The 21,754-nt window shown below is 65.5% G+C and carries 19 protein-coding genes; 4 read left to right on the plus strand and 15 right to left on the minus strand.

The window, feature by feature from the left end:
* Positions 1-486: 486 nt before the first annotated feature.
* The 4 genes from DCM80_RS06885 to thiD form a co-directional block, all read right to left on the minus strand.
* Positions 487-1,470: a threonine/serine dehydratase gene (locus DCM80_RS06885; protein ID WP_257196299.1), complete on the minus strand. Its 984-nt coding sequence runs from the start codon at positions 1,468-1,470 to the stop codon at positions 487-489.
* A gap of 62 nt (positions 1,471-1,532) precedes the next feature.
* Positions 1,533-2,591 (minus strand): glycosyltransferase family 1 protein, encoded by a 1,059-nt coding sequence (locus DCM80_RS06890; protein WP_257196300.1) that lies wholly within the window; start codon positions 2,589-2,591, stop codon positions 1,533-1,535.
* A gap of 13 nt (positions 2,592-2,604) precedes the next feature.
* Positions 2,605-3,417 (minus strand): UDP-2,3-diacylglucosamine diphosphatase, encoded by an 813-nt coding sequence (locus DCM80_RS06895; protein WP_257196301.1) that lies wholly within the window; start codon positions 3,415-3,417, stop codon positions 2,605-2,607.
* 342 nt (positions 3,418-3,759) lie between these two features.
* Positions 3,760-4,560: a bifunctional hydroxymethylpyrimidine kinase/phosphomethylpyrimidine kinase gene (thiD, locus tag DCM80_RS06900; protein ID WP_257196302.1), complete on the minus strand. Its 801-nt coding sequence runs from the start codon at positions 4,558-4,560 to the stop codon at positions 3,760-3,762.
* A gap of 166 nt (positions 4,561-4,726) precedes the next feature.
* Here thiD and DCM80_RS06905 point away from each other — a divergent pair, with 166 nt between their 5' ends.
* A complete protein-coding gene (locus DCM80_RS06905) occupies positions 4,727-4,972 on the plus strand; it encodes an Lrp/AsnC family transcriptional regulator (RefSeq protein WP_135162037.1) in 246 nt (81 codons plus the stop codon).
* On the opposite strand, the gene DCM80_RS06910 is transcribed toward DCM80_RS06905, so the two are convergent.
* A complete protein-coding gene (locus DCM80_RS06910; RefSeq protein ID WP_257196303.1) occupies positions 4,969-5,898 on the minus strand; it encodes a cytochrome c in 930 nt (309 codons plus the stop codon). The genes DCM80_RS06905 and DCM80_RS06910 overlap by 4 nt on opposite strands.
* A gap of 155 nt (positions 5,899-6,053) precedes the next feature.
* On the opposite strand from DCM80_RS06910, the gene DCM80_RS06915 reads away from it, so the two are divergent.
* Positions 6,054-6,470, plus strand: coding sequence for a CHRD domain-containing protein (locus DCM80_RS06915; RefSeq protein WP_257196304.1), 417 nt, complete (start codon positions 6,054-6,056; stop codon positions 6,468-6,470).
* Positions 6,471-6,774: 304 nt separating this feature from the next.
* On the opposite strand, the gene DCM80_RS06920 is transcribed toward DCM80_RS06915, so the two are convergent.
* The 9 genes from DCM80_RS06920 to DCM80_RS06960 form a co-directional block, all read right to left on the minus strand.
* Positions 6,775-8,058: a cystathionine gamma-synthase family protein gene (locus tag DCM80_RS06920; RefSeq protein ID WP_257196305.1), complete on the minus strand. Its 1,284-nt coding sequence runs from the start codon at positions 8,056-8,058 to the stop codon at positions 6,775-6,777.
* A gap of 317 nt (positions 8,059-8,375) precedes the next feature.
* Complete coding sequence (locus DCM80_RS06925; protein ID WP_257196306.1) at positions 8,376-8,822, minus strand: cytochrome c; 447 nt, start codon at positions 8,820-8,822, stop codon at positions 8,376-8,378.
* Positions 8,823-8,974: 152 nt separating this feature from the next.
* Positions 8,975-11,284, minus strand: coding sequence for a xanthine dehydrogenase family protein molybdopterin-binding subunit (locus DCM80_RS06930; RefSeq protein WP_257196307.1), 2,310 nt, complete (start codon positions 11,282-11,284; stop codon positions 8,975-8,977).
* A 214-nt stretch (positions 11,285-11,498) separates the two neighbouring features.
* Positions 11,499-11,774 (minus strand): DUF1127 domain-containing protein, encoded by a 276-nt coding sequence (locus DCM80_RS06935; RefSeq protein ID WP_257196308.1) that lies wholly within the window; start codon positions 11,772-11,774, stop codon positions 11,499-11,501.
* Between the two features lie 260 nt (positions 11,775-12,034).
* Positions 12,035-13,561, minus strand: coding sequence for a murein biosynthesis integral membrane protein MurJ (gene murJ, locus DCM80_RS06940; protein WP_257196309.1), 1,527 nt, complete (start codon positions 13,559-13,561; stop codon positions 12,035-12,037).
* Positions 13,562-13,783: 222 nt separating this feature from the next.
* On the minus strand, positions 13,784-14,935 hold the full coding sequence (locus DCM80_RS06945; RefSeq protein ID WP_257197885.1) for a DegT/DnrJ/EryC1/StrS aminotransferase family protein: 1,152 nt from the start codon (positions 14,933-14,935) through the stop codon (positions 13,784-13,786).
* Positions 14,936-14,986: 51 nt separating this feature from the next.
* Positions 14,987-15,991, minus strand: coding sequence for a Gfo/Idh/MocA family protein (locus DCM80_RS06950; protein ID WP_257175577.1), 1,005 nt, complete (start codon positions 15,989-15,991; stop codon positions 14,987-14,989).
* A gap of 180 nt (positions 15,992-16,171) precedes the next feature.
* Positions 16,172-17,584 carry a mannose-1-phosphate guanylyltransferase/mannose-6-phosphate isomerase gene (locus DCM80_RS06955; protein WP_257196310.1) on the minus strand — a complete coding sequence of 471 codons (1,413 nt, stop codon included), beginning with the start codon at positions 17,582-17,584 and terminating at the stop codon, positions 16,172-16,174.
* Positions 17,585-17,591: 7 nt separating this feature from the next.
* On the minus strand, positions 17,592-18,581 hold the full coding sequence (locus DCM80_RS06960) for an NAD-dependent epimerase (protein ID WP_257196311.1): 990 nt from the start codon (positions 18,579-18,581) through the stop codon (positions 17,592-17,594).
* 234 nt (positions 18,582-18,815) lie between these two features.
* Between DCM80_RS06960 and DCM80_RS06965 the strand changes: the two genes are divergently transcribed.
* On the plus strand, positions 18,816-19,775 hold the full coding sequence (locus DCM80_RS06965; RefSeq protein WP_257196312.1) for a lysylphosphatidylglycerol synthase transmembrane domain-containing protein: 960 nt from the start codon (positions 18,816-18,818) through the stop codon (positions 19,773-19,775).
* Positions 19,772-20,791, plus strand: coding sequence for a glycosyltransferase family 4 protein (locus DCM80_RS06970; RefSeq protein WP_257196313.1), 1,020 nt, complete (start codon positions 19,772-19,774; stop codon positions 20,789-20,791). Before DCM80_RS06965 ends, DCM80_RS06970 begins: the two co-directional genes overlap by 4 nt.
* Here the strand turns inward: DCM80_RS06970 and DCM80_RS06975 are convergent.
* Positions 20,779-21,726: an NAD-dependent epimerase/dehydratase family protein gene (locus DCM80_RS06975; RefSeq protein WP_257196314.1), complete on the minus strand. Its 948-nt coding sequence runs from the start codon at positions 21,724-21,726 to the stop codon at positions 20,779-20,781. The genes DCM80_RS06970 and DCM80_RS06975 overlap by 13 nt on opposite strands.
* Positions 21,727-21,754 lie beyond the last annotated feature (28 nt).

A 21,754-nucleotide genomic window follows, 5' to 3' on the forward strand; every position in this document is an offset into this window, starting at 1 on the left:
CCAAGACAAGACGAAGGGGCAGAGCGGTGACGCTCTGCCCCTTCGTCATCTCAGCCATTGAACGTCGTCATTCCGGGAGGCGCTTCGCTCGCAATGACGAGGAGAGGTCTCGTAGGGTGGACAAAGCGAAGCGTGCCCACGTCGTCTCTCTTTGGAATCACGGAAAGGTGGTGGGCACGGCGCTTTGCGCCTTTGCCCACCCTGTACCCTTGAGAGGTTCGAGACGGCCTTTTGGAGTAGACTGGCCGTGCGGGCCGATCCGCCGGGAGCAGCCTTGCCCACCTGTGCCTTGAGCACCGACGTAGGAACCGCGCCCCCAGATGCTGTCCAGGATGCCGAAGGCACCGGCAACGCCGGCGCAACGCGTCCTGGACTGCATCGAGCACGGCGCTACCATATCGCTCAAGGGCGATCTCCCCTTGACCACGGGTAGGAGGTCCTACGGCACTGGATTGCTTCGCCGAAAGCGCGGGCCCGGAATGACGGCTAGGCCACCAGTTCGCCGAACAGATCCGCATCGACATTGCCGCCGGAGAGCACGATGACGACGTTCTTGCCGGCGACGTCGAGACGTCCCGCCAGCAGGGCGGCAAGACCCACCGCGCCGCCCGGCTCCACCACCAGCTTGAGCTCGCGATAGGCGAAGGCGACGGCGGCGCCGACCTCACCATCGGAAGCCGTGACGCCGCGTGCCAGCAGCTTGCTGTTGATCGCAAAGGTCATCTCGCCGGGGATCAGGGCCATCAGCGCATCGCAGATGGTGCGGCCCGCGGGCCCGTGCGGCTCGCGATGACCCGCGCTCAGCGAAATGCCGTGATCGTCGAACGCCTCGGGCTCGGCCACCACGATCTCGGCGAGCGGATAACGTGCCTTCACCGCGGTCGCGACGCCCGCGATCAGGCCGCCGCCGGACGCCGGTGCCACCACGATGTCGGGGGAAAGGCCAAGCGTTGCCATGTCCTCCGCGATCTCGCGGCCGGCGGTGCCCTGCCCTGCGATCACGAACGGATCGTCGTAGGGCCTCACCAGCGTCGCGCCGCGCTTCTCGGCGATGCCGCGCGAGATCGCCTCGCGGTCGTCCTTGTCGCGATCATAGAGCACGACCTCGGCGCCGTAGGATTTGGTGCGCTCGCGCTTGGACAGCGGCGCATCCGCCGGCATCACGATGGTCGCCTGCATGTCGAGGATTTTTGCCGCCGCCGCCACGCCCTGGGCGTGGTTGCCGGAGGAGAACGCGACGACGCCGCCGGCGCGCTTGTCCTGCGGGATCGAGAACACCTTGTTGAAGGCGCCGCGGAACTTGAAGGAGCCGGTGCGCTGGAGCATCTCCGGCTTCAGGAAGACTTTGGCGCCAACCCGCTCGTTGAGCACCGGAAAGGACAACAGCGGGGTGCGGATGGCGTAGGGCGCGATCACGCGCGCTGCGGCGTCGATGTCGGCGGGGCCGATCGGGAGAAGCTGTTCGGTCATATCAGACCTTATCGCGGCCATCGAGCCGCGGGCAAGACACCTCCGCGCGAGGAATCTTCCCTTCAGGCGACGAAGCGCGGCTGTTCCGTGCCGTCCCGGCCCGGCAGCAAGGCCCCCACCGCCTGGATATTATCAACAAAAGCCCTCGCCGAGGCTTCCCAGGTGTAATTGGCGGCGAATTCGACACAGTCCTGCCGGGAGATGTCGAGCGCCGCAAAGCAGGCGTTGCGCAGGTCGTGATCGAGGGCGCCGACCGGGGCGGCGCCGATCACGTCGCGGGGGCCCTTCACCGGAAAGGCCGCGACCGGCAGCCCGCTCGCCAGCGCCTCCAATAGCACCAGGCCGAACGTATCGGTCTTGCTCGGGAACACGAACACGTCGGCCGCCGCATAGATGTCTGCCAAGGCCTCGCCGTGCTTCTCGCCGAGGAAGATCGCATCGGGATAGGCCTCTTCCAGCGCGGCGCGCGCCGGGCCGTCGCCCACGATCACCTTTGTGCCGGGCAGATCGAGATCGAGGAACGCTTCGAGATTCTTCTCCACCGCGACGCGGCCGACCGACAGGAACACCGGTGCCGGCAGGCAGAGGTCGATGGCGCGCGGGTGGAACACGTTTGTGTCGACGCCGCGCGGCCACAACAGGACTTTGTCGAAACCGCGCTCGGCCAGTTCGCAGGCGAGCGCAGGCGTTGCCGCCATCACGGCACGACTGGGAGCATGGAAGCGGCGCAGCGCCCGCCAGATCAGGGAGCCCGGAACCGGCACGCGGGCGCGGACATATTCTGGAAAGCGCGTGTGGAAGCTGGTCGTGAACGGCAGCCGGCGCTGGCGGCAATAGCGGCGGACCATCAGGCCGATCGGCCCTTCGGTCGCGATGTGGATGCTGTCCGGGCGCGCCTCCTCGATCAGCCTGGCAATCCGAGCCGGGCGCGGCATCGCCAGCCGTACGTCGCGATAGCTCGGCATCGCGAAGGTGCGGAACGATTGCGGCGTCAGGAACGTGAACGCAACCCCGGAACCCTCGACGTCAAGCCCTTCGGCCGCGTCCGCGAGCTTGGTCAGCGTCCGAACCACACCGTTGACTTGCGGGTGCCAGGCGTCGGTCGCGACCAGGATGCGCATCGGGCGGCCTCCGTTATGCGGCTCTGGCTGCAACCTGCGGCACGGCCACCGGCTTCTGCAGATGATCCGCCCAGGTGATGATCTCGAAACGGCCGTCGTCGTGCTCGACGAGCGCGGTGTAGCTCTCGACCCAGTCGCCGCAATTCATGTAGCGAATGTCGCCCTCGTCGCGGATCACGGCATAGTGGATGTGGCCGCAGATCACCCCGTCAGCGTCGTGACGCCGCGCCTCGGCGGCGAGCGCCTGCTCGAACGCGCCGATATAATTGACCGCGTTCTTGACCTTCTGCTTGGCCCATTGCGACAGCGACCAATAGGGCACCTTGAACAAGCGGCGGAAGAAGTTGACGAGGCGATTCATCTGGATCGCGAAATCGTAGGCCTTGTCGCCGAGATGGGCGAGCCAGCGCGCGTTCTGCACCACGAGATCGAAGATGTCGCCGTGGATGACGAGATAGCGCTTGCCGTCGGCGCCGGTGTGAACGGTGTTCTCGACCACGTCGATGCCGCCGAAATGCGTGCCGTAGTAGTTGCGCAGGAACTCGTCGTGATTGCCGGGGATGTAGATGACCTTGGCACCCTTGCGCGCCTTGCGCAAAAGCTTCTGGACCAGATCATTGTGCGATTGCGGCCAATGCCAGCTCGATTTCAGCGCCCAGCCGTCGACGATGTCGCCGACCAGATAGATCGTGTCGGCATCGTGGTAGCGCAGGAAGTCGAGCAGAAGATCGGCTTGAGAACCGCGGGCTCCGAGATGAACGTCGGAGATGAACAACGTGCGAAAGCGCCGCTCGGGGCCCTCGTCACTCACATCGTAACTTCCCATGCGCCAGCCTGTAACAATGTCCCGTGACAGGGGGATGACCGGTTGAACCCTTGAGGCACCTCTAGATACGAATCACGCCTAGCCTCGCCCTCCCTGCGAATATCAGTCGCATGCGACAATCAGGCGACGGCGCCGCAGAAGGTGATCGTCATGAGGTGATCGTCCTGCCCGGGCTTGTCCCGCCTGCGCGGCCGTAGCCGCTTCGGCGCGGCGAAGGCCCGGGCATCCACGTTCTTCGTGCTGCGTGGCAAGGCGTGGATGGCCGGGGACAGGCCCGCCCATGACGATGTGGGGGCTAGCGTGTCCCCAAAGTGCGCGCGGCGGCGCTCCCGCGCGCCCGCGTCAGTAGAACTTGTGAAAATGATGGATCGGGCCGTGCCCGTGTCCGACGCTGAAGCGGTCGGCGGCGGCGATCGCCGCGCTGATCCAGGTCTTGGCGTTGCGCACGGCGCTTGCCAGATCCTCGCCCTTGGCGAGCCCGGCCGCGACCGCCGAGGACAGCGAGCAGCCGGTGCCATGGGTGTTGCGGGTCGCCACGCGCGGCGCTGCCAGCGCGAGCGTTCCCTCGCCGCTGACGAGATAGTCGGTGCTCTCGGCGCCCTCGCCGTGCCCGCCCTTAATCAGAACCGCACGGCAGCCGAGCGCCAGCAGGCGCCGCCCCTGGCTTTCGATCTCGGCTTCGCTTGCCGCGACCGGCTCGTCGAGCAGCGCCGCGGCCTCCGGCAGATTGGGCGTGATCACCGACGCCAGCGGTATCAGTTTTGTGCGCAGCGCATTGACGGCCTCCGCGGCGAGCAGGCGATCCCCCGACGTCGCCACCATCACGGGATCGAGCACGACATGCCCCGGCGACCAGCGCAACAATGCGGCCGCGATCGCCTCGATGCTGGTGACCTGGGCCACCATGCCGATCTTCACCGCGCCGACGTCGAGATCGGAGAACACCGCATCGATCTGCTCGGTGACGAACGATGCCGGCACGGCGTGGATGCCGGTGACGCCGCGCGTGTTCTGAGCCGTCAGTGCCGTAATGGCGGAAGCGCCATAGACGCCGAGCGCGGCAAACGTCTTCAGGTCGGCCTGGATGCCGGCGCCGCCGCTGGAATCGGAGCCGGCGATGGTGAGTGCGACCGGAGTCGTCATCGCCGGGCACCTTTGCTGGATACGGACACCGCCATGGCCTGTCCTAGCGCGACCGCAGAATAGCGGCAAGGCCTTGGGCCGGCCGCCGGCTGCTAGCAAGCCCGCTTGCTAAATCGTGCCGGGTTTGGCCTATTAGCCGGAACAATACGCTTTCGGAGTGCCCGCGATGGTTCCTTTTTTCGTCCAGATCAAATGTAAGCTCGGCCAGTCCTACACGGTGGCCAATGCGCTTGCCGAAGCCGAGATCGCCTCCGAGATCTACTCCACGGCCGGCCAATACGACCTGCTCGTGAAGTTCTACGTCGACAAGGACACCGACATCGGCCATTTCGTCAACGAGAAGGTGCAGGTGCTGCCGGGCATCCAGGACACCCTCACCATCATCACGTTCAAGGCGTTTGGTACGAGCTAGCCCCCCGCTTCCTTGCGCTTCGGTCGCGGCGGACCGTCCACCGGCGGCAGCGATTTGAGATACTCCGCCATCGCCGCAATATCCTCGTCGGGCAGTTGCGAGGTGTTCTTGATCACGCGCGTCATCGCGCCGCCGACGCTGTCGCCGTCGGGCAATTCGCCGTTCTTGAGGAAATAAGCGATATCCTTCACGCTCCACTCGCCGAGGCGCTTCTGGGTGATGTTGGGCACCCAGCCCTCGCCTTCGGGATTGGGCCCGCCAGCGAAACGCTGGCTCGAGATGATGCCGCCCAGCGCGTTGCGCGGGCTGTGGCATTCGGCGCAATGGCCAAAGCTGTTGACGAGATAGGCGCCGCGATTGAGTTGCGGTGACTTGCTGCTGTCGGCGGTGAATGGCTTGTCATCCAGAAACAGGAACTTCCAGATGCCGACATTGCGCCTGACGTCGAAGGGAAACTGCATGTCGTGGTCGCGCACCTTGCCGGTCACGGGCGGCAGCGTCTTCAAGTAGGCGAAGAGATCGAGCACGTCCTCACGCCTGGCGTGCTGATAGGACGTGTAGGGGAAGGCGGGAAAATAATGCTGCCCGCCCGGCGACACGCCGTGCATCACCGCGTTGACGAAGTCGGTGTCCGTCCATCTGCCGATGCCATCGTTCGGATCCGGAGAGATGTTCGGCGCATAGAACGTTCCGAACGGCGACTTGATCGCGACGCCGCCACCGAGCCTGCCACGATCGGGCTGGTCGGGCGTGGCATGGCAAGACGCGCAGCCTCCGGCGTTGAACATCACCTCGCCATTGGCAAGGTTGGCCACATGGGCCGGCGCGTTGCCCGCCGCCGCTACCCTCGGCGCGCTGAGCCACCAATAGGCGCCGGCGGCAACGAGCGCCGCGAGCAGCCCGATGAGAATTGTTCGTTGCAACATGCAGATCCATTCAATCGTCGCGGCGAACTTATGACCGATGTCGTCGCGGCTCCAGCCACGAAGAATTTAGCCCGCCTCGGCCGGACACGGGAATAAACTGAAATGCCGGCTGTTGGAAGTTTGCCAGCCCGAACGGGTTCAGCAGGGAGAATGTCATGAACAAGACCGTCATTGCCGCCCTGGCGCTCGGTGCCGTGACCTTCGCAGGCCCAGCCAGCGCCGAAAAGCTCAAGGCAACCCTCGACGGCAAGTCCGAGGTGCCGCCAACCGCCGGCAGCGGCACCGGAACCGCCGAACTGAACTATGATGCCGCCAGCAAGAAGCTGTCCTGGACCGTCACTTATTCCGGACTCTCCGGCCCAGCCACCGCCGCGCATTTCCACGGGCCCGCCGAAGCCGGCAAGAATGCCGGCGTCGCGGTCGCGATCCCGAATGCGGCCGCAAGCCCGGTCAAGGGCGAAGCGACGCTGACGGATGCGCAGGCCGCCGATCTGCTTGGCGGCAAGTACTACATCAACATCCACACCGCGGCCAATCCGGGCGGCGAGATCCGCGGTCAGGTGACGAAGTAAGCCGCAACGCTGCTTCGGCGCGAAGGCCGGGCGCAGGGAGGGGCATCCGGTTTTCGATCCGAGGGCAGCGAACGTCTGATGAGTTGAGGCTTGATCGCTCAGCGACGGAAGTGCGCTCCCTCCCCCGCTTGCGGGGGAGGGTTGGGGAGAGGGTGTCTCCGCGCAGAGATTATTGAGAATGACTGAGGACGTCCCTGCGCGGCAAGAGCCCTCACCCGCCGCGCTCTGCGAGCGCGGCGGCCTCTCCCGCAAGCGGGAGAGGCGGAGCAAGCCTCGAACCGCGTTCAACCAACAACCATTCCGCTCAAGCCGCGTTCAGCGCCTGCGCGAGGTCGGCGATCAGGTCGGACGGGTTCTCGATGCCGATCGACAGCCGGATGGTGGAATCGAGCACGCCGATCTTGTGGCGGATGTCGGCGGGAACGCCGGAATGGGTCATGGTCGCTGGCAGGCTCGCAAGCGACTCGGTGCCGCCGAGGCTCACCGCCAGCTTGAGGATCTGCAGCGCGTTGAGAAACTTCACTGCCGCGTCCTTGCCGCCGACGATGTCGAACGAGAAGGTCGATCCCGCCCCGAGGCACTGCCGCGCGAACACGCGGCCCGCCGCCGACGCCTCCTCGTGATGACCGAGATAATGGACCTTGGCCACCTTGGGGTGATCGCGCAGATAATCCGCCACGAGGCGCGCGTTGCTGTTGGCCTTCTCCATGCGCAGGCTCAGCGTCTCCAGCGAGCGGTTGATCATCCAGCAGGAATGCGGATCGAGCTGGGTGCCGATGGCGCCGCGCAGCGCCTTGATACCCTTCATGATCGCCTTCGATCCGAGCGCGGCGCCCGCGATCAGGTCGGAGTGACCGCCGACATATTTGGTCAGCGAATACAGCGACAGGTCCGCGCCGTGCTCGATCGGGCGCTGAAACACCGGGCCGAGCAGCGTATTGTCGCAGGCGATCACCGGCGTGTGCCCCTGCGTCTTTCCGATGGACTCGGCGACACGCCGGATCATGGCGACATCGACCAGGCCGTTGGTCGGGTTGGCCGGGGTTTCGATCAGGATCATCGAAACGCGGCCCTTGGCCATGGCCTCCTCCGCGGCCTGCGTGACGGCTGCTTCGTCGATCCCGTCGGCGAAGCCGACGGCGCCGATCGACAGCCGCGCAAGCGTGTTGGTCAGCAGCGTTTCGGTCCCGCCGTAGAGCGGCTGCGAGTGCAAAATGACGTCGCCGGGGCGGACGAAGGCGAGGATCGTGGTGGCGATCGCCGCCATGCCGGACGAGAACAGCGCGCAGCTCTCGGTGCGTTCGTAGATCGCGAGCCTGTCCTCGACGATCTCGCTGTTGGGATGATTGAAGCGCGAATAGACCAAGCCCGCGCCCATGCCTGCGGGCGGCTCGCGCCGGCCGGCGACGTAATCGAAGAAGTCCTGCCCGTCATCGGCCGTCTTGAACACGAAGGTGGAAGTCAGGAACACCGGCGGCTTGATGGCGCCTTCCGACAATTGCGGGTCATAGCCATAGGTCAGCATCAGCGTTTCGGGATGCAGCATGTGGTTGCCTATGTGCGTCTTCGACGGAAACGGTTTTGCCATGGCCTGTCTCGCTGTTGATTGAGATCCTCGCCGCGCGCTTGAACTCCCGACGTCATGAGGCAATCGGGAAAGAGACGCGACTCATCGCATCAACGCCGCGGCCGCTGCTGCGAACATAACCGTTCGGACGGCGATCCGTCAGACCTTGTGAACGGAAAAATCTTGTAAACGGAAAAGGGCGGCTGCTTTCACAACCGCCCTTTCTGAATTCCGAGTAGCCCGGATGGAGCGCAAGCGCAATCCGGGACGGAGGAACGACTCGGACAGCCCCCGGATTGCGCTTCGCTCCATCCGGGCTACGAAGCTTTTCCTTGGCCTCAGCTGTTCTTGATGCGGTAGGTTTCGTGGCAGCCGCCGCATTCCTTGCCGATCGCGGGCATGCTCGCCTTGAGCGAATCCAGGTCCTTGATCTTGGCCTTGGCCTCGCTGACGACCTTGGCGAAGCTTGCGACCTTCGCGTCGAAGCCGGGCTTGTCCTCCCAGACCTTCGGCGAGGTCGAGTAGTCGCCGTCGAGCTTCACGCCTTTGGCGCTGGCCGGAAACAGGTTCGGCAGCTTCTTGGCGGTATCCTCGAACTGCGCCAGCGCGCTGTCCACCGTCGCCTGGTCGTAGGGCTTCTCGCCCTTCACCATCGCCGACATCGCGCCGGCGTTCTTGCCGTTGCCCTTCATGAGGGTCTGAACTTCCTTGACGGAATCCTGTTGCGCCCAGACGGCGCCCATCCCGAGCAGCAGCGCAGCCCCGACGATCAATACTCGCTTCATTCGCAAAATCCCTTTCCCTGATGCAGGATCGTGCCGACCCCTGAATGGCCAACACCGATTGGCAGATTTCATTCCATCCGGAGCGGACGATAAATCGTCGCACTCCGGATCAATTGGGCTGAGCCCGCAAGACGCGTTCCGCGTGCCTGGACTTACAGGCTGTGGCGACGGTGATGCTCGCTGATGGCGATCCACACCCGCTCCGGCGTCGCCGGCATGTCGATGTGATCGATCTTGTATTCGCGCCAGAGCGCGTCGACGATGGCGTTGACGATGGCCGGACAGGAGCCGATCGCGCCGGCCTCGCCCGCCCCTTTCACGCCCATCGGATTGGTCTTGCACGGGACGTTGTGGGTCTCGAACACGAAGGCCGGGCCATCCGCCGCGCGCGGCAGCGCGTAGTCCATGTAGGTCGCCGTGATGAGCTGGCCGTCGGTGGCGCCATAGACCACCTGCTCCATCAGCGCCTGGCCGATGCCCTGCATGGCGCCGCCATGGACCTGGCCGGCCAGCAGCAGCGGATTGAGCGTCTTGCCGAAATCGTCGACGATCACGTAGTTGACGATCTTGATGATGCCGGTGGCCGGATCGATCTCGACTTCGGCGACATGGGTGCCGTTGGGATAGGTGCCGTCGGCGCTGGCGAAGGTCGCGCTGCCGTTCAGCTTCGACGGATCGACCCCGGGCCGCCTGGCCAGATCGGCGAACAAGATCGAACGATCGGTGCCGGCGATCCGCACCACGCCCTCGGAGATCTCGAGGTCGCCGGCGCCGGCCTCCAGCGCCTGCGCCGCGATCTCCTTCAGCTTCTGGCCGAGCTCGCGCGTGGCACGCTCGACGCTGACGCCGCCGGAGGGGATCGAGGCCGAGCCGCCGGTGCCGAGACCGGTCTTGATCTCGTCGGTATCGCCCTGATGGATGTGGACACGCTCGGGCGCGACGCCGAACTGCTCGGCGACGATCTGGGCGTAGGCGGTCTGGTGGCCCTGCCCGCTCGATTGCGTGCCGATCAGCACGGTGACGTCGCCGTTGGGATCGAGCCGCACATTGGCGGTCTCCTCGCCCATGGTGCCGCAGACCTCGACGTAGCTCGCCAGCCCGATGCCGCGGATCAGGCCCTGCTTCTTGGCAAGTTTCGCGCGCTTGGGAAAGTCCTTCCACTCGGCGATCTCCATCGCACGCTTCAGATGCGCGGCGAAGTCGCCGGAATCGTAGACCTTGCCGGTGGCCGTCTTGTACGGCAGCGCCTTCGGCTGGATGAAATTCTTGCGGCGGACCGCGTCCGGCGTCATGTCGAGCTTGCGCGCGCAGGCATCGACCAGACGCTCGATGACGTAGGCGGCCTCGGGCCGGCCGGCGCCGCGATAGGCATCCACCGGCACGCTGTTGGTGAAGATGGTGCGCACCCGGCAATGGAAGGCCTGGATGTCGTAGAGGCCCGGCAGCATGCCGGCGCCGCCATGCGGGATGTAGGGCCCGAAGGTCGACAGATAGGCGCCCATGTCGCCCATCAGATCGCAATCCATCGCCAGGAACTTGCCGTCCTCGGCCAGCGCCATCTTCGCGGTGGTGACGTTGTCGCGGCCCTGCGCGTCGCCCATGAAATGCTCGGTGCGGTCGGCCGCCCATTTCACCGTCTTCTTCAGCTTCTTGGCCGCGACCGCCATCAGGGCGTATTCGCGGTACGGGAACAGCTTGGTGCCGAACCCGCCGCCGACGTCGGGGCAGATCACCCGCATCTTGTCGGTGGGGATGTTGAGCACGTTCTGGCAGAGGATGTCGCGCAGGCGGTGGCTGCCCTGACTGCCGACCGTCAGCGTCAGATGGTCGCGCTTGGAATCGTATTCGCAGACCGCCGCGCGCGTCTCCATGAAGCTCGCGACCACGCGCGGATTGACGATCGAGATCTCGGCGACCGCATGCGCCTTGGCGAAGGCCGCTTCGGTCGCCGCCTTGTCGCCGATCGAGACGTCGAACAGCACGTTGCCGGGCTTGTCCGGCCAGACCTGCGGCGCGCCCTTTTTCACGGCATTGACGACGCCGGTGACCGCCGGCAGCGGGCTCCATTTGACCTCGATCGCCTCGATCGCGTCGCGGGCCTGATCGATGGTCTCGGCAACCACGAAGGCGACGGCATCGCCGACATGGCGCACCTCGTCCTTGGCCAGGATCGGGTAAGGCGGTCCGGTGAACGGATCGGTCTCGAGATTGAACAGGCAGGGCAGATTGCCGAGATCCGCAACGTCGTCTGCGGTGAGAATCAGCGCAACGCCGGGCAGGCCGCGGGCGCGGCTCACATCGAGGGTATACTTGGCATGCGCATGCGGCGAGCGCAGCATCAGGCAGCGCAGCGCGGCCTGCGGCGCGTAATCGTCGGTATAGCGGCCCTTGCCGCGGATGAGCGCGTCATCCTCCTTGCGCAGCACGCTTTGGCCAACGCCGAACTTGATGGGAGCCGCCATTTTCTGATCCCGTCCTATGGTTGTTTTGCGGGCATATTGCCGTGGAAAAACTGGCAAGGCAAATGGCATTAGGCCGGCGCTGACGCAAGGAATCAACCGGTGCTGGCCTGTAAAGTCGGGGTCATCGCATCAATTTCCGTGTGGCCGCCCTTCGAGACGTCCGCCGCTGAGCCAGCCCGACGACAGGCTCAGCGGTCGTCTCGAAGGAGAGGCGTCACATCCCACCACGGCCCCACAGTGTCCTCGCGTTGTCTCTCACCCTGTCGATGACACGCTCAGGTGCGATGAAGTCGATCTCGCCGCGCGTCAGGCCGATGTCCATCAGCTCCCTGTCGCTGAGGTCATGCAAGCTGACCCGTACGCGGGACCGCCGCGCCTGAAATGCAAGCCAGTATCGCTTGAGCAGGCTCAAGACCATCGAGAGATCGAGGCCGCGCCTTGCGGCATCGATCTCAATTTCGGATGAGATGTTCGTCAGTTGGGGTGGCATCGCACGCTCCTGCTGTTGAGCCGGCAGGGAGCGTGGCCAAAGAAAAGGCCCCGTCCGATGCCGGCGGGGCCTGGTGGAAAAGATGTCGTCGTCGAATTCCTAGCGCACGACTCCTTCCACGGCCCAGCCGAAGCGGGTCATGTGGTTGCGGTTGAGGGTGCGCGACGATTTGATCATGCAGCGCGAATACCACGGGAACAGCGCAAAATCAAGAGATGTGCGGATGTTCACTGCAGCCTGGAGGCGAATGCCCTGCTGGCTTAACCGCGCACCAGGGAAACCAGCCAGCTGCGGCCGAACAGGATGAGGATCGCGAGCGCGTAGACGATGCTGCCGCCGACCGCGAGCAGGACGAGCATCAACTCATCGTGGAAATGCATCGAGGCGAGAGATGCAGCACCGAGGTGCGCGATCAGCCAGAACGCGGCGGCGAGGACGATCCCGGTCAGCAGGAATTTGGCCAGCGACGTCAGCCAGCCACGGTCCAGCACGAGAAAACCGCGCCGCACGGCGAAGAACAGCACCAGCAAGAGATTGGTCCAGACCCCGACGGCCGTTGCGAGCGCGAGGCCGATCTGCGCGAGCGATCCCATCAAGGCGACCTTCAGCGCGACGTTGACGGCGATGCCGGTCAGCGACGCCCGCACCGGCGTCGCTGTGTCCTTGCGCGCATAGAAGGTCGCGACCGCGCTGCGGATCAGCACGAAGGGGATCAGGCCGATGGCGTAGGCCGCGAGCGTGGCGCCGGCCACGGCCGCGTCGGCCTGCGAAAACGCGCCGCGGGCGAACAGCGCCCGCATGATCTCGTCGGGCACGGTGAGGAAGGCCGCCACGAACGGGATCGAGAACAGCAGCGTGAAATCGAAGGCGCGGCGCTGCGCCTTCATCGCGCCGTCCTGGTCATTCGCGGTGATCCGCCGCGACATTTCCGGCAGCAGCACCGTGCCGATGGCGATGCCGATGACGCCGATCGGCAATTGATTGAGGCGGTCGGCGTAATACAGCGCCGAGAGCGCGCCGGCGGGCAGGAAGGTGGCGATGATGGTGTCGGCGAACAGCGCGAGCTGTGTGCCCATCGAGCCCAACGTCGCCGGTCCCAGTGCCTTGAAGAAGTCGCGAACATCTTCGTCGAGCTTGAGCGGCGCAAAGCGCGGCGGGCCGCCATGGCGGGCGAGATCGCCGGCGAGCAGGAAATATTGCAGGAAGCCGGAAATGAGCACGCCCCAGGCGGCGGCGTGGCCCGCGGTCGGAAACCAGGCGGCGAGCGCCAGCGTCATCATCATCGCGACGTTGAGGAAGATCGACGCCGCCGCGGCGCTGGCAAAGCGCTGCATCACGTTGAGCATGCCGCCATAGAGCGTCACCAGCGTGATCAGCAGCAGGTAGGGAAAGGTGATCCGGGTCAGTTCGATCGCGAGCTTGCGCTGCTCGGCATCCTCGGAAAAGCCGGGCGCGAGAATGCTCATGGCCTGCGGCATGAACAGCCAGGCGACGACCAGCAGCACGACCTGCGAGGCCAGCAGCAGCGTGAAGATGCGATCGGCGAACAGATGGGCCGCCGCCTCGCCCTTCTCGCCATGGACATGGGCATAGGCAGGCACCCAGGCGGCGTTGAAGGCCCCCTCGGCGAAGATCGCGCGGAAATGATTGGGCAGCCGCAGCGCCACGAAGAAGGCATCGGCTACGGGACCCGCGCCGAGGATCGCCGCCAGCATGATGTCGCGGGCAAACCCCGTCAGCCGCGAGAGCAGCGTGTATCCACCAACCGTGAAAATGCGTCCGAGCATGCGGACTCTTCTAGAGGCTTATCGGGCAGCCGATAAGGCTTTGAAGTCTGATGTGATGAAAAAAGACAGCTGCTCGGGGCCGGTCACCTCTCCGGTAGGGAGAGGTCGGAGCGCATCGAAGATGCGGTCCGGGTGAGGGGTTACAGTCTCACCGAATGCTGCGCCCCCTCACCCGGATTGCTACGCAATCCGACCTCTCCCCGCTGGGGAGAGGTGAAGAACTCAGCCCGCCAGCGCGCCCTGCACGGCGGCGATGATTCGTTCCTGGTCGGCTTCGGTCAGATAGGCGTGCATCGGCAGGCTGATGACGTCCTGCGACAGGCTCTCGCAAGCCGGCAGGCCGCCATCGGCGACCGGGTATTGCTTGTAGGCGGTCTGCTGATGCATCGACTTGCCGTAATAGATCGCGGTCGGCACGCCCTGGGCCTTCAGCGCGGCGGCAAAGCCGTCGCGGTCGGTCCCCTTCGGCAGGCGGATCGTGTACTGCGCCCAGACCGAGGTATTGCCGGGTGCCAGGCGTGGCACCGTGACGACGTTGCTCAGACCACGCGCGTAGCGCTCGGCGACCCTGTTGCGGGCGGCGATCTCGTCGTCGAAGATCTTCAGCTTCTCGATCAGGACCGCGGCCTGCATGGTGTCGAGCCGGCCGGTCAGGCCGAGCCGGACGTTGTCGTATTTGTCGACGCCCTGCCCGTGCACGCGGATGCTGCGCAGCGTTGCCGCGAGCTCGTCGTCATCGGTGAAGATCGCGCCGCCGTCGCCGAAGCAGCCGAGCGGCTTTGCCGGGAAGAAGCTGGTCGCGGTGGCGAGCCCGAAGGTGCCGAGCTTGCGGCCCTTGTAGCTGGCGCCGAACCCTTGTGCGGCGTCGTCGAGCACGAACAGCCCCTCGGCTCTCGCGATCTCGGCGATGGCGTCGTGATCGGCGGGCTGGCCGAACAGATCGACTGGAATCACCGCGACCGGCTTGAGGCCGGCCTTGCGCGCGGTCGCGATGCCGCGCTTGAGCGAGTCCGGGCTCATGTTGAAGGTGGCCTCGTCGACGTCGACATAGACCGGCGTCGCGCCGGTGCGCGCCACCGGCGAAGCCGTCGCGATGAAGGTGAAGGACGGACACAGCACGGCATCGCCGGGCCCGACATTCTTCGCCATCATCACCATCAGGATCGCGTCGGTGCCGCTGGCGCAGCCGATGACATGCTTGGCGCCGGAATAGGCGGCGAGCTGCTTCTCGAGCTCGAACACCTCCGGGCCGTTGACGAACTGGCAATGATCGAGCACGCGCTTGACGGCGGCATCGAGCGAGGCGCCGAGCCGGCGGCGTTGCGAGGCGACATCGATGAAGGGAATCGGTTCGGAGCGCAGATGCTGGTTCATGGCCTGGTTCTTGGCGCCTTGCTGGTCTTGAGCGGTCGACATGGACAGGGATCAGCCGGCGATGCGGCGCGGCCCCTTGAGGGCGGGCGATTTGGCCGCGGGCCGCGACGGCGTCTCCAGGCACTGGGTGGCGATCTCGAGGCTGGCGACGCCTTCGTCGCCGGTGACCGCCGGCGTCTCGCCGTTGCGCACCGCCTTGAGGAACGCGATCAGCTCGGCGCGGAGCGGCTCGTCATGGCCGACCGGCAGGTGCCGCATCGAATAGCTGCCATCCGGCTTGAAGCCGAAGCATTCGGTGACCTGGCGCGTCAAGAGATCGCCCATCACGTACTTGCCGCGGGTCGCGACCGTGACGCTGCGCGCCTTGAACGGCGTCAGCCAGTTGGTGTTGATGTGAGCGAGCACGCCGTTGGCGGTGCGGAACTGCAGCAGCGCGATGTCCTCGCGCTCGGCCACCGCGCTCGACAGCTGCGGCTGCACCTCGACGATGTCGGATTCGGTGAACCAGCGGATCAGATCGATGTCGTGCACGGCGAGGTCGATGACGACGCCGACATTGGACATGCGCGGCGGGAACGGGCCGACGCGGGTGATCGCGATGGAGAGAATGTCCTCGCCCGCGATCGCCTGCTTGACGGCGGCAACCGCCGGATTGAAGCGCTCGACATGGCCGACCATCAGCGTCACGCCGGCCTTGTGCGCGGCGGCGACGATCTCGCGGCCCTCTTCCACCGTGGATGCGATCGGCTTCTCGACCAGGACATGAATGTTCTTGGCGATGCAGGCGAGCGCCACTTCGTGATGCAGATGCGTCGGCGCGGCGATGGTGACCGCGTCGACGCCGGCGGCGATGAGCTGGTCGAGCGTCTCGAAGCTGGGGCAATTGGCCAGTTCCGTCGCGCGGGCGCGATGCGTGTGCGAGGGATCGACGACGCCGACGAGGCTGATGCCGGGCAGGCCGCTGAGCACGCGCGCATGGTTGCTGCCCATCACGCCGGCGCCAATGACGCCGACGCGCAAGCCGGCCTTTGCCGGTGCTGATCCCTTGGAACTCATCTGAGCAAACCCCGATTCAACGCAAATCCCCGGCGCGCTTCTAGCACGGACGCCACATTTGTGGCGAATGCCGCCCTTGCGGCCCGGACACGATTTGATTCAAAAAGTTACACGTTCCCCGGGCCTTAAGCGGAAAAATAACACTTGTCGGCCCGGGGCTCGTGATTCGGAGCCTGGTGGTTACGACCTTTGATAGTCGTCTTCAATCCGGATGATGTCGTCTTCCCCGAGATAGCTTCCAGTCTGGACCTCGATCAGTTCCAGCTGGATCTTGCCCGGGTTCTCCATGCGGTGGACGGCGCCCATCGGGATGTAGATCGATTCGTTCTCGTGCACCGTCTTGACGGTCTCGTTGACCGTCACCTGCGCGGTGCCGCGGACCACGATCCAGTGCTCGGCGCGATGGTGGTGCTTCTGCAGCGACAGCCGCCCGCCCGGCTTCACCACAATGCGCTTGACCTGGTGGCGCTCGCCATTGTCGACGGACTGGTAGCTGCCCCAGGGCCGATGCACCTTGAGGTGCTCCTCGGTGACCTTGGGCGCAACCGCCTTCAGCTTGGTGACGAGACGCTTCAGGCCGTTGGCATCCTTCTGCCGCGAGACCAGCACCGCATCCGCAGTTGCGACCACGACGAGATCGTCGACGCCTTCGAGCGCGACCAGCGCCTGGTCGGTGGTGACGTTGCAATTGCGGGAATCCTCGAACACGGCGGCGCCGTGCGCGGCGTTGCCCTGCGCGTCCTTCTCGGACAATTCCCACACCGCGTGCCATGAGCCGACATCGGACCAGCCGCACGAGACCGGAACGACCGCCGCGCGCGCGGTCTTCTCCATCACGGCATAGTCGATCGAGATCGCCTTCGCCGCAGCGAACGCCTCCGGCTCCAGCGTGACGAAGCCGAGATCGCGGCCGGCATTGTTGACGGCATTGGTGACCGCCTCGACGCTCGCCGCATCGACCTTGCGGTACTCGTCGAGCAGGACGCTCGCCGGAAACATGAAGTTGCCGCTGTTCCAGAGATAGCCCGAATTGACGTAGTCGGACGCCTTCACCGCGTCCGGCTTCTCGACGAAGCGCGCCACCGCATGCACCTCGCCGGAGATCACCTCGCCCGGGTTGATGTAGCCGTATTCGGTCGCCGGCCGCTCCGGCTTGACGCCGAAGGTGACGATGCGCCCGGTGCTCGCGGCGGCAAGGCCTTCGCGGCAGGCGGCGACGAAGGCGGCATTGTCCTGCACGACGTGATCGGCGGCGAGCGCGAGCACGATCGCCTCACTGGCGCGGTTTTGAGCGAACACCGCGCCTGCGGCGATCGCAGGGCCGGAATCGCGCCGCATCGGCTCGAGGATGACGTCCGCCTCGATGCCGATCTCGGCGAGCTGCTCCAGCACCATGAAGCGATAGGACGCGTTGGTGATGACGATCGGCCGGTCGAACAGGGAGGGATCGGAGACGCGCAGCAGCGTGTCCTGGAAGGTCGAGCGCGTGCCGAACAGCGGCAGGAACTGCTTGGGCCGCACCTCGCGCGAGGCCGGCCACAACCGCGTGCCGGCGCCGCCGCACATGATCAGGGGGATTATGCGTTTGTCCATCGTCATCTCAAACCTTGAAATAGTCCCGATACCAGGTGACAAAATTTTGGACCCCATGCTCGATCGGCGTTGACGGTGCAAAGCCGGTGTCGCGCATCAGATCCTCGACATCCGCGAACGTTTCCAGCACATCTCCCGGCTGCATCGGCAGCAATTCTTTGATCGCCGTCCGGCCCAGCTCCCGCTCCAGAAGACCGACGACGTGCATCAGTTCCTCCGGATGGTGATTGCCGACATTGTAGAGCTTAAACGGCGCATTTGCGGCAGAAGGATCCTCCGCCGGCACGAGATCGATCAGCTTCGAGACGACGCGCGTCACATCGTCGATATAGGTGAAGTCGCGACGCATCCTGCCATGGTTGAAGAGCCGGATCGGCTTGCCCGCCATGATGGCGCTCGCGAACAGAAACATGGCCATGTCGGGCCGTCCCCATGGCCCGTAGATGGTGAAGAAGCGCAGGCCCGTGACCGGCAGGCGATAGAGATGGCTGTAGGACTGCGCCATCACCTCGTTCGCCTTCTTGGTCGCGGCGTAGAAGCTCACCGGATGATCGGTGCGGTCCGCAACCGCAAATGGCATTTTTGTGTTGGCGCCGTAAACGGAGGATGACGAGGCGTAGACGAGATGACGAGCGCCGTTGTTGCGGCAGCCCTCGAGCACGTTGAGAAATCCGACGAGATTGGACTCGGCGTAGGCGTGCGGCTGCTCGATCGAGTAGCGCACGCCGGCCTGCGCCGCCAGATGCACGACTTTGGCAAAACGATGTTGCGCGAACAGCGCGGCCATCGTCTCGCGGTCGGCAAGGTCGGCCTCGACGAAGGAGAAACGGGGTTCCGCCTCGAGCAGCGCAAGTCGCGCCTTCTTCAGCGCCGGGTCGTAATAGCTGTTGAGATTATCGAGCCCGACGACGGACCGGCCTTCGCCCAGGAGCTGGCGGGCAACGTGAAAGCCGATGAAGCCGGCCGCGCCGGTAACCAAAATCGCCTGATCTGTCATCCTGTTCCCTGGGGATCCAAGCCGGCCCTGTTTAGCCGCCGGCTCGATCGGCTCGCAATAGGCCCGCAGCGCTTCATGAGGACTCCTCTCAGCGTCCTTAACGGGGCTATTGAACGAGGGCGATCGAACAAGGGCTATTGCAAGATTGGCGCCAAAACCATACCAAAGCGGCCGAATTCGGCGCCTTGCGTCGGGTTGCCTCAAATCTTCGCAAACCCAGTTCATGCGGGCGAAATGCGCCGAATCCTGCTTTCCGCGGCCAAAATCATGATTTCCGCGGCGCTGCTCTATCTGGCGCTGCGCAAGGTCGACCTATCCGAGCTGTTTTCGCGCTTCACCGTGACCAGCCTGCTCTGGATCGGCGTGGCGATCGCAATCACGTTTCTGCAGATCCTCGTCGGCGTGCTGCGCTGGCGCGAGATCAGTGCTGTCTGCGGCGCGCCGCTCGAGCTCAGCCGTGCCATGCGCTACAACGTGATCGGCTCGTTCTTCAACCAGACCCTGCCGTCGGCGATCGGCGGCGACGCGGTCCGGTTGTGGCTGGTCGCGCGCGCCGGCGCCGGCTGGCGTGCGGCCACCTACTCGATCTTCGTCGACCGCGCCATCGGCCTGATCGCGCTCGCGGTTCTCATCGTCGCGAGCCTGCCCTGGAGCTACACCCTCATCACCGATCCGCACGGGCGCTCGGCGCTGCTGCTCATCGACCTCCTGGCGCTCACCGGCGGCATTGGCTTCCTGATCTTCGGCGCCCTGAAATGGCGCTGGCTCAAGACCTGGTGGGCCACGCATCATCTTCACGCCTGCGCGGTGATCGCCAACCGCGTGATCTTCAATCGCAGCCGCGGACCGGTGATCGCGCTCCTGTCGATCCTCGTTCATGTGCTCGCCGTCGTCATCGCCTGGTGCGTGGTGCAGTCGATTGCAGCCCCGGTGCGCTTCAGCGACGTCTTTCTGCTCGTGCCGCCCGTGATGCTGATCACGATGATGCCGATCTCGATCGCCGGCTGGGGCGTGCGTGAAGCCACGATGGGCCTGGCGTTCGGCTTCGCCGGACTTGCCGCCAACGAGGGCGTCAACATCTCGCTGCTGTACGGCGCGGTGTTCTTCATCGTCGGCGCGGTCGGCGGCCTGGTCTGGATCCTCAGCGCTGAAAAGGCCGCGCAAGGGTCGGCTCCGATCGGAGTGCCGGAGTGAGCTCGGCCACCGGTGCGCTCGCCGGCGCGGCCGTGCTGCTTGCCGTTGCGATCGCCGCGCTGATCTCGGCGCTCGTCACCTGGACCAGCCGTCCCCTGCTCCAGCGCTACGCACTGGCGCGACCGAACGCGCGGTCCTCGCATCGCATCCCGACCCCGCAGGGCGCGGGCATCGCGGTGATCGCCGCCACCCTGATCGTCGCCTCGCTATGGGGGGCCTCGGCCAATGTCGCGATTCCGCCGGCGCTGGTCGCGGCGACGGTCGTGATCGCATTGGTCGGCTTCGCCGACGACATCGTGTCACTGCCCGTGCTCGTGCGGCTGGTGCTGCAGGCAGCCTGCGTCGGCGCGGTGGTGTTCACCGCGCCCGAGGCCGCGCGCATCGTGCCGGCGCTGCCGCTTGCGCTGGAGCGCGGCCTCATCGTCCTTGCCGGAGTCTGGTTCGTGAACCTCGTCAACTTCATGGACGGTCTCGACCTGATGACGGTGGCGGAAGTCGTGCCGGTCACCGCGGCGCTGCTGCTGCTCGGATGGCTCGGGGATCTCTCGTGGCCGGCTGTGCTGATTGCCACCGCGCTGGGCGGCGCCATGCTCGGCTTTGCACCGTTCAACCGTCCGGTCGCAAAGGTCTTCCTCGGCGATGTCGGCAGCCTGCCGATCGGTCTGTTGCTCGGCTGGTGCCTGCTGGAGCTCGCCTGGCACGGCCAACCCGCCGCAGCGCTGCTGCTGCCGGCCTATTACCTTGCGGATTCCACCATCACGCTGTTTCGGCGCATCATCCGGCGCGAGCCATTCTGGTCGGCGCACCGCACCCACTTCTATCAACGCGCAACCGACAATGGGTTCACGGTCCCGCAGGTGATCGGCGAGGTGTTCGCGCTCAATCTCGTGCTGGCGATGCTCGCCATCGTCACCGTTCGCGCCGGCTCGACGACGATCATTGTTGCGTCCTTGGTCGCAGGCGCGGTCGCCGTCGGCCTCGTGCTGCGGCGCTTTTCCCGCCTTCAGGCGTCCTGATCCGACAGCGCCAGCCGAACCCCCTCCTCGAGGGAGACCTGCGGCTGCCAGCCGGTGGCGATCGCCTTGGAGATGTCGAGCTCGAGCGAGCCGATCAGCCCGTCCTGCATCTCCTGACGGCCCACCACGCGCAGGACCGTGCCGAGCAGGTTCGGCGGGACGCCGAACAGCCGGGCAGTTTTGCCAGAGGCTCGCGCCATGCAGGCAATGAATTCAGGCGTCGAGACCCGCTCCCGGTCGGCCAGCAGGAAGATCTCGAAATTGCTCGCCGCGTCAGGATGGCGCAGCCGATGCAAGATGAATGACGACAGGTTCTGCACCGCAAGAAAGTTGCGGCGATTGCGGATCGCCGCAAAGGGCAGCGGCAGCCCCAGCCTGATTGCGCGCGCCAGCAACGGGAAGTTGCCCTTGGCGTGCGCGCCGTAGATCAGCGGCGGCCTGATCACCGAGATTTTCATGTCGACGTCGCGCGCCAGCGTCCTCAAGCCCGCCTCCGCCGCGGCCTTGGATGTGCCGTAGAGGCCACGAGGCGTCGGCGAATCGTTCTCGCTGAACGGCGCGCGGCCGTCATTGCTGCGGCCATGCACTAGAACGGTGCTGATGAAGATGAAATGGCGCACGCCGGCCGCTGCTGCGCAGCGTGCCAGGCGCAGCGTGCCCTCGACATTGACCTTTCGGTAGAGCTCGGCCGCGTGCTCGTCGTTCTTGTAATGCACGCGTGCGGCGAGATGGATGACGGCCTCGACGCCCTCGAGCGCCGCCTGCCAATCGGTGTCGGGACCGATCGCGTCGATCACGACCTCGCCGTCAGCCCCTTCCGGGCTGCGCACCGCGCGGCGGACCGACCAGCCCTCGCGCGTCAATGCGCGCACGACGTGACGGCCGACGAAGCCGCTCGCTCCCGTCACCAGCGCGACCGGCTTCGTCTCGCTCATCGTCGCTCCGACAGGACAGCGCGCAACA

The sequence above is a fragment of the Bradyrhizobium sp. WBOS08 genome, from assembly GCF_024585125.1.
GTDB lineage: Bacteria > Pseudomonadota > Alphaproteobacteria > Rhizobiales > Xanthobacteraceae > Bradyrhizobium > Bradyrhizobium japonicum_B.

Excerpts from the sequence above, each read along its gene's own strand:
- DCM80_RS06885 (WP_257196299.1), bottom strand. The coding sequence starts at position 1,470 with ATGACCGAACAGCTTCTCCCGATCGGCCCCGCCGACATCGACGCCGCA.
- DCM80_RS06890 (WP_257196300.1), bottom strand. The coding sequence starts at position 2,591 with ATGCGCATCCTGGTCGCGACCGACGCCTGGCACCCGCAAGTCAACGGT.
- DCM80_RS06895 (WP_257196301.1), bottom strand. The coding sequence starts at position 3,417 with ATGGGAAGTTACGATGTGAGTGACGAGGGCCCCGAGCGGCGCTTTCGC.
- thiD (WP_257196302.1), bottom strand. The coding sequence starts at position 4,560 with ATGACGACTCCGGTCGCACTCACCATCGCCGGCTCCGATTCCAGCGGC.
- DCM80_RS06905 (WP_135162037.1), top strand. The coding sequence starts at position 4,727 with ATGGTTCCTTTTTTCGTCCAGATCAAATGTAAGCTCGGCCAGTCCTAC.
- DCM80_RS06910 (WP_257196303.1), bottom strand. The coding sequence starts at position 5,898 with ATGTTGCAACGAACAATTCTCATCGGGCTGCTCGCGGCGCTCGTTGCC.
- DCM80_RS06915 (WP_257196304.1), top strand. The coding sequence starts at position 6,054 with ATGAACAAGACCGTCATTGCCGCCCTGGCGCTCGGTGCCGTGACCTTC.
- DCM80_RS06920 (WP_257196305.1), bottom strand. The coding sequence starts at position 8,058 with ATGGCAAAACCGTTTCCGTCGAAGACGCACATAGGCAACCACATGCTG.
- DCM80_RS06925 (WP_257196306.1), bottom strand. The coding sequence starts at position 8,822 with ATGAAGCGAGTATTGATCGTCGGGGCTGCGCTGCTGCTCGGGATGGGC.
- DCM80_RS06930 (WP_257196307.1), bottom strand. The coding sequence starts at position 11,284 with ATGGCGGCTCCCATCAAGTTCGGCGTTGGCCAAAGCGTGCTGCGCAAG.
- DCM80_RS06935 (WP_257196308.1), bottom strand. The coding sequence starts at position 11,774 with ATGCCACCCCAACTGACGAACATCTCATCCGAAATTGAGATCGATGCC.
- murJ (WP_257196309.1), bottom strand. The coding sequence starts at position 13,561 with ATGCTCGGACGCATTTTCACGGTTGGTGGATACACGCTGCTCTCGCGG.
- DCM80_RS06945 (WP_257197885.1), bottom strand. The coding sequence starts at position 14,935 with ATGAACCAGCATCTGCGCTCCGAACCGATTCCCTTCATCGATGTCGCC.
- DCM80_RS06950 (WP_257175577.1), bottom strand. The coding sequence starts at position 15,991 with ATGAGTTCCAAGGGATCAGCACCGGCAAAGGCCGGCTTGCGCGTCGGC.
- DCM80_RS06955 (WP_257196310.1), bottom strand. The coding sequence starts at position 17,584 with ATGGACAAACGCATAATCCCCCTGATCATGTGCGGCGGCGCCGGCACG.
- DCM80_RS06960 (WP_257196311.1), bottom strand. The coding sequence starts at position 18,581 with ATGACAGATCAGGCGATTTTGGTTACCGGCGCGGCCGGCTTCATCGGC.
- DCM80_RS06965 (WP_257196312.1), top strand. The coding sequence starts at position 18,816 with ATGCGCCGAATCCTGCTTTCCGCGGCCAAAATCATGATTTCCGCGGCG.
- DCM80_RS06975 (WP_257196314.1), bottom strand. The coding sequence starts at position 21,726 with ATGAGCGAGACGAAGCCGGTCGCGCTGGTGACGGGAGCGAGCGGCTTC.